Annotated in this window: 10 protein-coding genes; 1 reads left to right on the top strand and 9 read right to left on the bottom strand. The window is 71.5% G+C overall.

The genetic code is table 11. The features are described from left to right. Window positions 1–138: 138 nt before the first annotated feature. The 8 genes from ACFWJW_RS31825 to ACFWJW_RS31790 all read right to left on the bottom strand — a co-directional run bounded on the left by ACFWJW_RS31825 (window position 139) and on the right by ACFWJW_RS31790 (window position 10188). On the bottom strand, window positions 139–2685 hold the full coding sequence (locus ACFWJW_RS31825; RefSeq protein ID WP_387247646.1) for an ABC transporter permease: 2547 nt from the start codon (window positions 2683–2685) through the stop codon (window positions 139–141). A gap of 59 nt (window positions 2686–2744) precedes the next feature. Then, entirely contained in the window at window positions 2745–3539 is a 795-nt protein-coding gene (locus ACFWJW_RS31820) for an ABC transporter ATP-binding protein (RefSeq protein ID WP_387247645.1), read from the bottom strand. 210 nt (window positions 3540–3749) lie between these two features. Further along, complete coding sequence (locus tag ACFWJW_RS31815) at window positions 3750–4460, bottom strand: XRE family transcriptional regulator (protein ID WP_387247644.1); 711 nt, start codon at window positions 4458–4460, stop codon at window positions 3750–3752. A 122-nt stretch (window positions 4461–4582) separates the two neighbouring features. After that, complete coding sequence (locus tag ACFWJW_RS31810; RefSeq protein ID WP_387247643.1) at window positions 4583–5452, bottom strand: carbohydrate ABC transporter permease; 870 nt, start codon at window positions 5450–5452, stop codon at window positions 4583–4585. Window positions 5453–5454: 2 nt separating this feature from the next. After that, on the bottom strand, window positions 5455–6378 hold the full coding sequence (locus ACFWJW_RS31805; protein WP_387247642.1) for a carbohydrate ABC transporter permease: 924 nt from the start codon (window positions 6376–6378) through the stop codon (window positions 5455–5457). After that, window positions 6375–7739, bottom strand: coding sequence for an extracellular solute-binding protein (locus tag ACFWJW_RS31800; protein WP_387247641.1), 1365 nt, complete (start codon window positions 7737–7739; stop codon window positions 6375–6377). Before ACFWJW_RS31800 ends, ACFWJW_RS31805 begins: the two co-directional genes overlap by 4 nt. Before the next feature lie 63 nt (window positions 7740–7802). Continuing rightward, window positions 7803–8492 (bottom strand): response regulator, encoded by a 690-nt coding sequence (locus tag ACFWJW_RS31795; protein ID WP_387247640.1) that lies wholly within the window; start codon window positions 8490–8492, stop codon window positions 7803–7805. A 40-nt stretch (window positions 8493–8532) separates the two neighbouring features. Beyond that, complete coding sequence (locus ACFWJW_RS31790; protein WP_387247639.1) at window positions 8533–10188, bottom strand: ATP-binding protein; 1656 nt, start codon at window positions 10186–10188, stop codon at window positions 8533–8535. A 163-nt stretch (window positions 10189–10351) separates the two neighbouring features. On the opposite strand from ACFWJW_RS31790, the gene ACFWJW_RS31785 reads away from it, so the two are divergent. Then, on the top strand, window positions 10352–11758 hold the full coding sequence (locus tag ACFWJW_RS31785; protein WP_387247638.1) for a cation:dicarboxylate symporter family transporter: 1407 nt from the start codon (window positions 10352–10354) through the stop codon (window positions 11756–11758). A 307-nt stretch (window positions 11759–12065) separates the two neighbouring features. Here ACFWJW_RS31785 and glgB read toward each other — a convergent pair whose 3' ends face one another. Further along, a complete protein-coding gene (gene glgB / locus ACFWJW_RS31780; protein ID WP_387247680.1) occupies window positions 12066–14651 on the bottom strand; it encodes a 1,4-alpha-glucan branching enzyme in 2586 nt (861 codons plus the stop codon). Window positions 14652–14668 lie beyond the last annotated feature (17 nt).

The raw sequence follows: 14668 nt of genomic DNA, 5'->3' as shown, positions 1-14668 counted from the left end.
CCGCGGCGCCGCGGGGGGCTGGGGCCGCCGCTTTGTGTGATATCCCCCCCCGCGGCAACCCGCTAACCCACCCGGGGGCGCCCCGTCCCTCGGTTGAGGGCAGGCGCGCCGCTTTTGTGGGGGGTGGCGGTCAGGCGGTCACTGTGCGCCGATGGCGTCCAGCATGTTCAGCCGGGCCGCCCGGCGGGCCGGCCACAGCGCGGCCAGCATCCCCACGGCCGCCGCGATCAGTACGAACAGCGCGAGCCGGCCCCAGGGCAGCAGCAGCTCGTAGGTGGGCAGGCCCTCGCTGACCAGGTTGCCGACGGCCCAGGAGCAGAAGACACCCACCGCGATGCCCAGGCCCGCGCCGAACAGCGCGATGACCACCGACTCCAGCCGGACCATCTGCTTGATGCCGCTGCGGGTCAGGCCGATCGCCCGCAGCATTCCGATCTCACGGGTCCGCTCGAAGACCGACATGGCGAGGGTGTTGACGACGCCCACCACCGCGATGATGACGGCCATGCCCAGCAGCCCGTAGGAGACGTTGAGCACCATCTCGATGTCCGCGGCGTTCTCCGTGCGCAGGTCGGCGTGGTCCTGGACCTTCAGCAGCGGGCTGTCGCCGAGGGCGTGCCGGATCTGCTTCTTCAGCCCCTCCGACGGGCCGTCCTGGGCCTTCACCAGCAGTGACTCGACCATCGGCACGAGCTGGTGCGGCGCGGCCAGCGAGGTGGCGCCGATCGAGTCGCCGAGCAGCTGGTTGTCCGCGTAGATTCCGACGATCTTGAGCTTCGTCTTCTTGTTGTCGTAGAAGGTGGCGTCCAGGGTGTCGCCGGTCTGCCAGCCCTTCATCTTGGCCATCTCCTGGGAGACCGCGATGTCGTTGCCTCCGGCGCCCGTCAACGAACCGCTGATGAAGTCCAGTTGGGTGAGCTTGCCGATCGTGCTGAGGTCGGTGCCCATCAGGCCCATGGAGGAATCGGGGGTCGTGAAGCCCGTGTTGCGCAGCGGAGCCGCCGCCTCGACGCCCGGGACGTCCGCCACCTTCTGCGCCAGCTCGGGGTCCAGGCCGGAGGAGGTCCCGATCTTGTAGTCGGCCTTCAGCCCCTGGGCCGTCATCTTGTCCATGGCCTGCCCGGCCGAGTTCCCGACGACCGTCATACCGGTGATCAGGGTGAGGCCGATCATCAGCGCCGAGGCGGTCGCCGCCGTACGGCGGGGGTTGCGCAGCGTGTTCTCCTTGGCCAGCTTGCCGCTGATGCCGAAGAGCCGGGTGGTGACGACGCCCGCCAGCGAGACCAGCGGCCGGGACAGCAGCGGCGCGAGGAGGATGACGCCGGTCAGCGTCAGCATGCCGCCCACCATCGCGATCGGCAGGTCGTCGGCCTTCTCCAGCGTGGATACGTAGCACAGGGTCGCGATGCCGAGGCCGGTGACGACCGCGCCGAGGGAGTTGCGGAGCACCAGGCTGCGCAGGGCCGGCGGCGCCTCGACGGTGGCGAGCGCCTCCACCGGGGCGATCTTCGCCGCCTTGCGGGACGGCAGCCAGGCGGCCAGTACGGTCACCACGACCCCCACACCGAGCGCGGAGAGCACCGCGGCCGGGCTGATGACGACCGGTCCGGCCGGGAAACCCGCGCCGTTCGCTTCGAGCACCGCCCGCAGGCCCACGGCGAGGCCGATGCCCAGCGCGAATCCGACGGCCGACGAGATCAGGCCCAGCAGGGCCGCCTCCGCGAGTACCGAGCGCACGACCTGACGGCGGGAGGCGCCGATCGCGCGCATCAGGGCGATCTCCCGGCTGCGCTGGGAGATCAGCATGGTGAAGGTGTTGGCGATGATGAAGACGCCGACGAACAGCGCGATCCCGGCGAAGGTCAGCAGCGTCTGGGTCAGGGCCTTGTTCTGGCTGGAGACCATCCTGGACTGCTCGGCGGCGAGCTCGGTGCCGCTGGTCGCCGTGGCACGGTCCTTGGGCAGCACCTCGGTGACCTTGGCGGTCAGTTCCTGCTGATCGGTGCCGGGCGCGGCACCGATCACCAGCTCGTCGAACTGGCCAGGGTGCAGGAACAGCTGCTGTGCGGTGGCGGTGTCGAAGAGCGTCAGGCTGCCGCCCGCGGTGACCTGCGGGTCGTCGGTGGAGACGATGCCGACCAGCTTCTTCGTCAGCACCGGGCCGTCGGTGGCGAGCCGTACGGAGTCACCGATCGTGCGGCCGGACGCCTTCGCGGTGGCCTCGTCCAGCGCGATCTCGTCGGCGGCGGCCGGTCCGCGGCCCTTCAGCAGCGGGTAGCGGGGGTCGTGACCGTGCTTGTCCGGCTGGAAGTTGGCGGCGAGGTTCTGCCAGTCGTGGCCGAGCGGCACATTGTCCGGGCCGGCGACGGTGGCGGTGCCTTTGACATTGCTGCGTACGGACCGCACGCCGGGCAGTGCGCGGATCTTGTCCGCCAGCTTCTCGTCGACAAGGGTGGTCCGCTTGCGGTCCTTGCCGGTGACCGGGGCGTTGTCGTCGGCCTCGGCCTGGACGGAGACGGCCACCCCGTCGAGGTTCTTCTCGGACGCCTTCGTGACGGCCGAGCCGACGGTGTCGCTGAAGATCAGGGTGCCGGCGACGAAGGCGACGCCGAGCAGGACCGCGAGTGCGGTCATCATCAATCGGGCTTTGTGCGCAAGGACGTTGCGCAGTGCGGTTCGCAGCATGGTGGTGGTGTCAGTCCTGGTCCGGTGCGGGAGGGGAGGGTGCCGGGTGGTGTCCGGCGTCAGCTCGTACGGCCCTTGGCGTCGAAGAGCCGCATCCGGTCCAGGACGGCGTCCGCGGTCGGCTCGTGGAGCTCCTCGACGATCCGGCCGTCCGCGAGGAAGACCACCCGGTCCGCATAGCCCGCGGCGACCGGGTCATGGGTGACCATCACCACCGTCTGGCCCATGGCCCGCACCGACTCCCGCAGGAAGCCCAGCACTTCGGCGCCGGAGCGGGAGTCGAGGTTGCCGGTCGGCTCGTCCGCGAAGATGATCTCCGGCTGGGCGGCCAGCGCCCGGGCGACCGCCACCCGCTGCTGCTGACCACCGGAGAGCTGGGCCGGCCGGTGCGCCAGGCGCCCGGACAGGCCGACCGTCTCGACCACGCGGCTGACCCACTCCCGGTCCGGCTTACGGCCCGCGATGTCCATGGGCAGCGTGATGTTCTCCAGCGCGGACAGCGTCGGCAGCAGATTGAAAGCCTGGAAGATGAAGCCGATCTTGTCCCGGCGCAGCCGCGTCAGCTGCTTGTCGTTCAGCGACGCCAGCTCCACATCGCCGAGCCGGGCCGAGCCGGACGAGATGGTGTCCAGACCGGCCATGCAGTGCATCAGCGTCGACTTGCCGGACCCGGAGGGGCCCATGATGGCGGTGAACCGGGCCTTGCCGAACTCGACCGAGACGGAGTCCAGCGCGACCACCCGGGTCTCCCCCTGGCCGTAGACCTTGCTCAGGTCCGTGGCGCGGGCGGCGACGGCGGCGCGGGTGGGGGTGGCGGAACCGGGGTAGCCCGGGATGGCAGCCGCGTGGGACACGGGGACTCCTGGAGAAGAACGGAAGTTTTCGACGTTCCTATTCTTCGAGCGCAGGGCAGCGCGGTCTTCACCCGCAGGGACCGATAGCCGGACCGGCCGGAAGTGCCATCACCGGCCCCGGCGTCATTCTCTGGACGGACGCCCGTCCGCCCAGCGGCCGACGGGAAAGGTCAGGGTTGCCCGGCGGCGCTCAGGGGCGCCCGGCCGCGCTCAGCGTTCCCGGCCGCCGGCCCGGGCCCAGAATTCCGCCACGATGCCATCGAGGAAGGCGCGCCCCGCCCGGCCGGACTCCTCGGGGCTGCTCCCCTCGCCCCAGTGGAGCGTGCCGGCCATGATCGTCTGATACTCGCCGTGCAGGTTCTGGAGCACGTCCTGGAGCTGCCGTTTCGGCAGCGGTACGAGCTTGCCGACCGGCCGCACATGGGCCTGCCAGCGGGTGGTGACGGCGCTGGTCAGCAGCTCGGCCAGCTTCCCTTCCCGGCCGGTGAAGCGGAGCAGTGCGGGCAGCGGCAGCCGCAGCACCTCGGCGAGCGCCGCGGCCTGCCGGTCGTTGCCGCGCCAGGCCCCGCCGGCCTCCAGCCGCTCGTACGCGCCCGGGTCCATGCCGATACGCAGCGCGAGGTCCACCGGGGCCAGGCCGAGCGCCAGCCGGTATTCGCGCAGGGTGCCCGGTGCGCCGAGCAGCTCGCCCGGTGTGCACCACAGGGCACCGGCCAGCGCGGTCAGTTCGGCCTCCGTGGGCGAGCCCTCCTCCCGTTCCCAGGACGCCACCGTTTCGGGCGCTATGCGCAGGCCGAAGGCGGCCGCAATGCCATAGGCGACATGGGCGGGGGTCATGCCGAGGGCCTCGCGGAGGCGGCGGGCGGCCGCGGCGTCGAAAGGGGGACGGCCGGTCTCCCCGGCGTGCGTGTTCACCGGCACACGGTAAGTGACGAGGCCGGGCCGCACCTATCGTGCGGATACCCAAGCCGGAATGTCGTAGGAAGCTCCTAACCGGCCGGTTTCCCGCTCCGGCCTCGGGAGTTTTCCGGTCGACGGGCTCCTCAGCCCTTCACGGCGCCGCCCAGCGCGAAGCCGCCGCCGAGCCGTCCGGAGATAAGGATGTACAGCACGACGACCGGTGTCGAGTACAGGATCGAGAAGGCCGCCAATTCGCCGAAGGCAATGGCGCCGTAATTGCCGAAAAACGTGAAAATGCTGACCGAGGCGGGCAGTTGCTCGGGGGAGAGCAGCAGCATGAAGGGGACGAAGAAATTCCCCCACATCATGATGAAGGTGTAGATCGCGACGACGGCGACGCCGGGGCCCATCAGCGGCAGGATCACCCGCAGCAGGGTCTGCGGCCAGGAGGCGCCGTCCGTCCACGCCGCCTCCTCCAGGACCTTCGGCACCCCGTCCATGAAGTTCTTCATCAGCCAGATGGCGAACGGGAGTTGGGCGGTGGCCAGGAACAGCGCGGTGCCGTACCGGGTGTCGATCAGATCGACCTGCACGAACAGCCCGTAGACCGGGACCATCACCGCGGTGACCGGCAGACAGGTGGAGAACAGGACGGTGAGCAGGTACGGGCGGGCGAGGCGGGAGCGGAAGCGGGACAGCGGATAGGCGGCCAGCGCCGCGCAGGCCACCGTCAGCAGGGTCGCGCCGCCGCAGATCAGCAGGCTGTTGAGCATCGGGGTGAAGGTGATCTCGTCGGTCAGCACCGCCGAGAAGTTGTGCAGCGTCGGGGCCGCGGGCAGCCGCACCCGCAGCGTCGCCTCCGCGTCCAGCGACGCCAGCACCAGCCAGACCAGCGGCACCGCGAACGCCGCCGCGACGGCCAGCAGCCCGGCGTCGGCGGCCAGCCGGTGGCGGCGCCCCCTGCGCGGAGCGTGCCGGAGAGCCCGGGGGAGGTGACGGCGGGGGAGCGGCACGGTCAGACCTCCTCGCGCAGCAGCCGCAGATACACGACCGAGAACAGCGCCCCCACCAGCAGCAACAGCAGCGCCACCGCGGTGCCGTAGCCGATCAGGGACTTCAGGAACGCCTGGTCGTACATGAACACCGGCAGCGTCTGGCTGCGGTTGCCCGGACCGCCCCGGGTCATCGTCCAGATCAGCCCGAAGACGGAGAGCGTCTGAAGGGTGTTGAGCATCAGATTGGTGCCGATGGAGCGGCGGATCATCGGGAGCGTGATGTGCCACAGCCGCCGCGGCCCGCCCGCCCCGTCGACCTCGGCGGACTCGCTGACCTCCTGGGGGATCCCGGCCAGCGCCGCGGAGTAGATCAGCATCGAGAAGGCCGTACCGCGCCAGACGTTGGCGAACGACACGGCCACGATGGGCAGCGTGAACAGCCAGTTCTGGGCGGGCAGCTGGAGCCACTCCAGCAGGGCGTTGAGGGTGCCGCGGCGCTCGAAGAAGGTGTAGAGCAAGAAGCCCGCCACGATCTCCGGGAGCACCCAGGCCGTGATCACCACCGCTCCGGTCAGCGCCCGTACCGGCCGGGACGCGCGGCGCATCAGACCGGCCAGTGCCAGCCCCAGGGTGTTCTGCCCGACGAGCGAGGAGAGCACGGTGAACACCAGGGTCAGCACGACCGCGTTGCGGAAGGCCGGATCGCCGACGGCCCGGCGGAAGTTGGCCAGTCCGACGAAGGACGCCGACTCCTGGCCGGTCAGCTGGGTGTCGGTGAAGGCGATGAGGACGCAGTAGCCGATCGGGCCGACGAGGAAGAGCAGCAGCAGGACGGTGGCCGGGACGAGCGGGGACCAGCGCAGCAGCCGGGTCCGCGGGCCGCCGGCCGGCCGGGCACCGGGCCGCCGGGCACGGGCCGCGGCCCGGGTGACGGCGCTGGTCACGGCTTGGCGACGGTGCGGCCGCCGACCAGGGACTTCAGCGTCGTGTCATAGTCCGCGGCCGCCTTGTCCGGCGAGGCGTCATCGGCGGTGACCGCCTCCATCGCCTCGCCGATCGCCGCGGCCACCCTGGGGTACTCGGGCAGCGCGGGCCGGTACCGGCTGACCCCGACCAGACCGGTGAAGAAGCCGATGCCGGGCACCGACGTCCGGTAGCGGGGATCGGCCGCGACGTCCTTGCGCACCGCGATCTGGGCGCCGCGGACGCACCATTCCAGGGCGTTCGGCCTGGACTGGAAGGTCTCGATCAACTTCCAGGCCAGCTCGGGCTGCTGGGCCTTCCGCGGCACCGACCAGGTCCAGCCGCCGGCCAGGCTGACCTTGCCGGGCGGGGCGCCGTGCTGGGTGGGGAACGGGGCCTGCCCGAGCGTGGTGGACCACTCGGGCCAGGGGTTGCCGCCGCCCGTCTTCTGCCACTGCTGGCCCAGCCAGGAGCCGTCGAGATCGATCGCGAGCTTCTCCTCGGGCAGCAGCTCGGCGGCCACATTGGTCTGGATGTTGGGGCTGAGCGCATCGGAGACATCGGGCCCGAGGTGCTCCCTGTAGACCGTGTCGAGGAAGGTCAGGCTGTCCCGGAAGCCCCGGGTGCCGGTCACCCACTTCTTCGTGCCCGGGTCGTAGAGCTGGTGCTCGCCGGTGCCGTAGAGCAGCATCTCGAAGCCCTGCATCACGGCGGCCTCGCCGGCGCCCTTGCCGGTGAAGACGTTCAGCGGGATGACGCCGGGGACCTTGCGCTTGATCGTCCGGGCCGCGGACAGTACCTCGTCCCAGTCCTTGGGCCGCCAGTCGGCGGGCAGTCCGGCCTTCTTGAAGATCTTCTTGTTGAACCACAGTCCGCGGGTGTCCGTACCGTCCGGGACGCCGTAGGTCCGGCCGTCCTGCCCCTTGGCCGCGGCCTTCGCGGCCGGCGCGAACTGCCGCCAGTCGTCCCAGGTGCGCAGATGGGTGTCCAGCGGCCGCAACAGCCCTGCGGTGATATCGGAGTTGACCAGGAAGGTGTCCTCGTAGACCACATCCGGTGCGGTCCGCGGGGAGCGCATCATCTGCTGGATCTTGGTGTAGTAGTCGTTCTCGGACGCCTGGATCGGGATCAGCCGGACCTTCTTGCCCGGGTGGTCCTTCTCGAACTGCCGTGCCACCAGCCGGACATAGTCGTCCCGGACGGTGACCTTGCTGTTGGTGTCCTTGATGAAGGCGACCTTGACGGTGCCGGTGTCGCCGCCGGACCCGCCGCCGCAGGCGGTGAGCGTGCCGGCGGCCACGACGGTGGCGGCGAGAAACCTCAGCGGGGCGGTGGGGCGCACGGCACGACCTCCAACTAACCACGGTGTCCTGCCCGCTGAAAGTAAGTCACCGGTCACAGTGGGTCAATGGCCCGACCAGCGGTAGCGCAATTCCGGGCGGCCCACCTGGCCGTACTGCGGGGCGCGGGCGGCCCGGCCGCTCTCCACGAGATGTTCGAGATAACGGCGGGCGGTGATCCGCGAGATGCCCACGTCGGCGGCCGCCTCGGTCGCCGTCAGCCCGCTTCCGGCGGCCCGCAGCACCGTGGTCACCGCCTGGAGGGTGGCCGCGGTCAGCCCCTTGGGCAGCGCGGCCGGACGCGGTGCGCGCAGCGCGGCGATCGCCCCGTCCACCTCGTCCTGCCCGCTGGCCTCGCCGGTGGCGGCCCGGAACTCCGCGTAGCGGGTGAGCCGGTCGCGCAGGGTGGCGAAGGTGAACGGCTTGAGGACGTACTGCACCACGCCCAGCGAGACGCCCTCGCGCACCATCGTCAGATCCCGGGCGGAGGTGACCGCGATGATGTCGGCGGTGTGCCCGGCCGCGCGCAGCGTACGCACCAGCTGGAGCCCGTGGCCGTCGGGCAGGTAGAGGTCGAGCAGCAGCAGATCGACGGCGTGCTGTTCGAGGTGGCGGCGGGCGTCGGCGCCGGAGTGCACGGTGCCGGAGACGGTGAAGCCGGGCACCCGCCCGACGTACAGGGCATGGGCGTCGGCCGCGACCGGATCGTCCTCGACGACGAGGACCCGGATGTCGGAGGGGGTCACCGCATCCATCCTCTCGCCGCCGGGCGGTCCGCGCAGGACGGCTGCCCGCTCATCTCGCGGCCCCCGCCCGCAGCGGCAGCCGTACGGTGAACCGCGCGCCGCCCTCCGCCGCCCGGTCCAGCGCGACGGTGCCGCCGTTGCGCCGGACCGCCTGCTGGAGCAGGGCCAGGCCCAGCCCGCGGCCCCGGGCCGCGGTGCCCGTCTTGGTGCTCCAGCCCCGGTGGAAGATCTCCTCGGCGGCCTCCGCGGCCACCCCAGGACCGGTGTCCGCCACCCGCAGCAGCAGCTCGCCCCCGGCCGCCCGTGCGGTGACCCGCACCCGGGGCGGCTCGGTGGCGGCGTGCTCCGGGGTCGGCGCGGCGGCGTCGATGGCGTTGTCCAGGAGGTTGCCCAGCACGGTGACCAGATCGCGGGCCGGCAGACCGGGCGGCAGCACCCCGTCGTCGATCCGGCTGTCGGGCGTCAGCGTCAGTTCCACGCCGCGCTCGTTGGCCTGGGCCGCCTTGCCGAGCAGCAGCGCCGCGAGCACCGGCTCGGCGACCGCGCCGACGACCTGGTCGGTCAGCGCCTGCGCCAGTTCCAGCTCCGCGGTGGCGAACTCCACGGCCTCCTCGGCCCGGCCGAGTTCGATCAGCGAGACCACGGTGTGCAGCCGGTTGGCGGCCTCGTGGGCCTGTGAGCGCAGCGCCTCGGTGAAGCCGCGTACCGAGTCCAACTCCCCGGAGAGCGCCTGGAGTTCGGTGTGATCGCGCAGGGTCACGACACTGCCCCGCCGCTCCCCGCCGGAGACCGGCGAGGAGTTGACGACCAGGACCCGCTCGCGGGTCAGCTGAAGCTCGTCGACCCGCGGGCCGGGCTCCAGCAGCGCCTCGGTCAGCGGCTCCGGCAGCCCCAGCTCGGTGACCCGGCGGCCCACCGCGTCGTCGGACAGCCCCAGCAGCTCCCGCCCGCCGTCGTTGATCAGGGCGACCCTGCGCTGCCCGTCGAGCATCAGCAGCCCCTCGCGTACGGCGTGCAGCGCGGCCTGGTGGTAGTCGTGCATCCGGCTCAGTTCCCCGGCGTTCATCCCGTGGGTGTGCCGCCGCAGCCGGGCGTTGATCACATACGTCCCCAGGCCGCCGAGCGCCAGCGCCGCGGCGGCCACGCCCACCAGCGCCAGCACCTGGTCGCGCAGCTGCGCACTGATCGTCTCGATGGTGATCCCGGAGCTGACCAGCGCCGTGATCCGGCCGCCGCGCTGCGGGTCCCGGACCGGTGCGACGACCCGTACGGACGGCCCGAGCACCCCCAGGTGCGTCTCGTGGAAGATCTCGCCGCGCAGCGCCGGGCCGATGTGCCCGAAGTACTTCTTGCCGATCGCGGACGGCTCGGGGTGCGTCCAGCGGATGCCCTTCGGCGACATGACCACCACGAAGTCGACCCCGGCGTCCCGCCGCAGCCGTTCGCTGTACGGCTGGAGCGTGGCCGTCGGGTCCTTGGTGCGGGCCGCCGCCACGACCGCCGGGGAGTCGGCGACGGCGGTGGCCGCCGCGGTCGCCTGCCGCCGCGCGGTCTCCTCCGCCTGCCGCCCGGCGCTGACGTACGCGAAGAGCGCACAGCCCATGACGACCACCGCCACCAGCACCACCTGCATGGCGAACAGCTGCCCGGCCAGGCTGCGGGGGCCGCGCAGCCGGCGGGAAGGGCGGGGTCGGGGGAGTCGCATGCAGAACAGTCTGCACGGTGACCGCGAAACAGTCTGCACGGTCACTTTTACGTGAACGAAATGTACGTAAGGGTGACGGGCGCCACACGGCCGTGCATAGTCACCGGAACTTGTGGTGTGACAGCGCCGCAGATCAGCAGAGCCGTAGACCGAGGAGGCAGCCGTGGCTGCACAGACCCCGCCGCGTGGGGGCACCACCGAGGAGACGGGGCCCGTGAAGCGGGACCGGACCCATTTCCTCTACATCGCCGTGATCGGGGCGGTGCTGCTCGGCATCGTCGTGGGCTTCGCCGCGCCCGGTGTCGCCGTCCAGCTCAAGCCGCTCGGCACCGGTTTCGTGAACCTGATCAAGATGATGATCTCGCCGGTCATCTTCTGCACCATCGTGCTGGGGGTCGGCTCGGTGCGGAAGGCCGCCAAGGTCGGTGCGGTCGGCGGCCTGGCCCTCGGCTACTTCATGGTGATGTCCACCGTCGCGCTCGCCATCGGCCTGGTCGTCGGCAACCTGCTGGACCCCGGCTCCGGTCTCCATCTGACCGAGACCGTCAAGCACGCCGGGCACGCCCAGACCGAGGGCGGCGGCGAGTCGCTGCCCGAGTTCCTGCTCGGCATGATCCCCACCACGCTGGTCTCCGCCTTCACCCAGGGCGAGGTGCTCCAGACGCTGCTGGTGGCGCTGCTGGTCGGCTTCGGCCTCCAGGCGCTGGGCTCGGCGGGCGAGCCGGTGCTGCGCGGTGTCGGGCACCTCCAGAAGCTGGTCTTCCGGGTCCTGGCCATGATCATGTGGGCGGCGCCGGTGGGTGCCTTCGGCGCCATCGCGGCGGTGGTCGGCGAGACCGGCCTGGACGCGCTGAAGTCCCTCGCCGTCATCATGGTCGGCTTCTACCTCACCTGTCTGCTGTTCGTGATCGTGGTGCTCGGCGCGCTGCTCCGGCTGGTCGCCGGCGTCAACATCTTCCTGCTGCTGAAGTACCTCGGCCGGGAGTTCCTGCTGATCCTGTCCACCTCCTCCTCGGAGTCGGCGCTGCCCCGGCTGATCGCGAAGATGGAGCACCTGGGCGTCAGCAAGCCGGTGGTCGGCATCACCGTCCCCACCGGCTACAGCTTCAACCTCGACGGCACCGCCATCTACCTGACGATGTCCTCGCTGTTCGTGGCCGAGGCGATGGGCAAGCCGCTCCCGCTCGGCCAGCAGATCTCGCTGCTGGTGTTCATGGTCATCGCGTCGAAGGGGGCGGCCGGGGTCACCGGCGCGGGCCTGGCGACGCTGGCCGGCGGTCTCCAGTCGCACCGCCCCGAACTCGTCGACGGCGTCGGCCTGATCGTCGGCATCGACCGCTTCATGAGCGAGGCGCGCGCCCTGACCAACTTCGCCGGCAACGCGGTGGCCACCGTGCTGATCGGCACCTGGACCAAGGAGATCGACAAGGGCCGGGTGACCGAAGTGCTCGCCGGACAGGCGCCGTTCGACGAGAAGACGCTGGCCGCCGACGCGCAGGTGCAGCCGGCCGCCGCGGCGGTCGTCGCGCCGCGGGACGGCGGCTCGGAGAAGGAGTCCGCAAAGGTCTGACCCCGGGCCTCAGGAGGGGAGGAAGGGGCGGGCGCCGGACACGGCACCCGCCCCTTCGCCGTGCCTGCCGCCCTCGCCCTCGCCGTGGCCCTCGACTACCGCTGCGACCTGCGCCTTTGCTCCTCACGGAGGGATTGTCAGTGCCCCCTGGCACCATGCAAGTGACAGGGAAACGCGGTCGGCCGGCGCCGGCCGCGCGGGGGTACGAACAAGGAGGAACGGGCCATAGCGACGTGGGGGACGGATCTGTTCGGCGGGGGAGTCGCAGCAGCACAAGCAGGGTCCGACAACCATCAGCCGTGAGGGGTCAGGACGGTCGTAGCCAGAGGGTGGCCAATGGGGGAAGCACCAGGGTGAGGGAGGCGGCGCGGCCGTTCCAGGGGGTCGGTTCGGCCGTGAGGACGCCGGGGTTGCCGACGCCGCTGCCGCCGTAGCGCGGGTCATCGGTGTTGAGGACCTCGCGCCAGGCGGGGAATTGGTCGGGGACACCGAGCCGGTAGGCCCGGCGGACGACGGGGGAGAAGTTGGTGACCGAGATCAGCGGGGAGTTGTCGGCGGCGAAGCGCAGGAAGGGGAAGACATTGTCCTCGCTCGCCTCGCCGTCGATCCAGGAGAAGCCGGCCGGGTCGGTGTCGCGCTCCCACAGCGCGGGCGTGGCGGCGTAATGACGGTTCAGCTCGCGCACGAGATCGCGTACGCCCCGGTGGTCCGGCTCCGCCTCGTACGAGGAGTCGAGCAGCCACCAGTCCGGTCCATGACTCTCCGCCCACTCCGCGCCCTGGGCGAACTCCTGCCCCATGAAGAGGAGTTGCTTGCCGGGGTGGGCCCACATGAAGCCGAGATAGGCCCGGTGGCCGGCGCGCTGCTGCCACCAGTCACCGGGCATCTTCGACACCAGTGCGCGCTTGCCGTGCACCACCTCGTCATGGGAGATCGGCAGCACATAGTTCTCGGAGTAGGCGTAGATCATGGAGAAGGTCATCTCGCCGTGGTGGTACTTCCGGTGCACCGGATCCTTGGAGACATAGCCGAGGGAGTCATGCATCCAGCCCATGTTCCACTTCAGGCCGAAGCCCAGACCGCCGAAGCCGCCGGGCCCGGCATGATGCGTGGCGCGGGTGACGCCGTCCCAGGCCGTGGACTCCTCGGCGATGGTGACGACGCCGGGGCAGCGGCGGTAGACCGTCGCGTTCATCTCCTGGAGGAAGGCGACCGCATCGAGGTTCTCCCGGCCGCCGTGCACGTTCGGTGTCCAGTTGCCGTCCTCGCGGGAGTAGTCGAGATAGAGCATCGAGGCGACGGCGTCCACCCGGAGCCCGTCGATATGGAACTCCTCGCACCAGTAGACGGCGTTGGCCACCAGGAAGTTACGGACCTCGGTACGGCCGTAGTCGAACTCCAGGGTGCCCCAGTCCGGGTGCGCGGCCCGGGCCGGATCCTGCGGCTCGTAGAGCGGGCGGCCGTCGAACTCCGCCAGCGCCCAGTCATCGCGCGGGAAGTGCGCCGGCACCCAGTCCATCAGCACCCCGATGCCGGCCCGGTGCAGCGCGTCGATCAGGAACCGGAAGTCGTCCGGGGTGCCCATCCGCGCGGTGGGCGCGTAGAAGCCGGTCACCTGATAGCCCCAGGAGCCGCCGAAGGGATGCTCGGCGACCGGCATGAACTCGACGTGGGTGAAGCCCAGGTCCTTGACGTAACCGGGGAGCTGCCCGGCCAGCTGACGGTAGGTCAGGCCAGGGCGCCAGGAGGGGAGATGTACCTCGTAGACGGAGAACGGGGCCTCGTGCACGGGGCGCTCGCCGCGCCGGTCCATCCAGTCGGCGTCGTTCCAGTGGTAGTGCGACGCCTCCACGATCGAGGCGGTGGCCGGCGGACACTCGGTCCGGCGGGCCATCGGGTCGGCCCGCACCGTCCGGGAGCCGTCCGGCCGGGTGATCTCGAACTTGTACAGCTCGCCCTCGCCGAGGCCCGGGAGGAAGAGTTCCCAGACGCCGGACGAGCCCAGCGAGCGCATCGGGAAGCCGGTGCCGTCCCAGTAGTTGAAGTCGCCGACGACCCGGACGCCCTGGGCGTTGGGGGCCCAGACCGTGAAACGGGTGCCGGTCACGCCCTGATGCTCCATGGTCCGCGCGCCGAGCGCCTGCCACAGCTGCTCGTGCCGGCCCTCACCGAACAGATGCAGATCCAGCTCGCCGAGCGCGGGCAGCAAGCGGTAGGGGTCCTGCACGGTCACGGTGTGGTCGCCGTAGTCGACCAGCAGCTCGTAGTCCGGGACGGTGCGCAGCGGCAGCACCCCGGCGAACAGCCCGTCCCCCTCGGACGGCAGATCGGCCCGCAGCCCCTTCGCCAGGACGGTGACGCCCTTGGCATACGGCCGCAGGACCCGCAGCAGCAGCCCGCCGCGTACGGGGTGGGCGCCGAGCAGCCCGTGCGGATCGTGATGGGCACCGCCCAGCAGCCGGCCGCGGTCCTCGTCCGACAGCGGTGCGGCGGCCCGCACCCCGTGGCTGCCCTTCGGCCGCTCGGCCCGGGCCGGGCCCGCGTCTCCGCCGGTCCGCCCGGCCACCGCGGCCGGGCCCCGGAGGCCGGCCGGCCGGGCGGCGAAGGTGGGACCGGCGGCGTTCCCGGCGGTCGGCGCGGCACCGCTGGCGGGCGGCCGGGGCGTGGCCGGCCGGCCGGGCCGTCCCGCCGCCCTGCCGTAGGCCGTGCCCGGGGCGGGCGCGGTGCCGGGAGTGGCGCCGGGAGGGGTGGGGCGGGACGGCGGAGACCCTGAGGCGGATGAGGCCGCCATTCCGGCCGCACCGGCGACGGGTGACGGAGAGCCGGCGGGGGGTCCGGCCGAATGGGGGGTGGTGGCGGGTGACGGAGAGGCGGAGGGGGATGGCGCAGCCATTCCGGCCGGGGTGGTGG

Source organism: Streptomyces sp. NPDC127097 (genome assembly GCF_042724075.1).
Taxonomy (GTDB): Bacteria; Actinomycetota; Actinomycetes; order Streptomycetales; family Streptomycetaceae; genus Streptomyces.
Note: the sequence above shows the minus strand (reverse complement) of the source record. Positions and strands in the feature narration are given on the sequence as shown.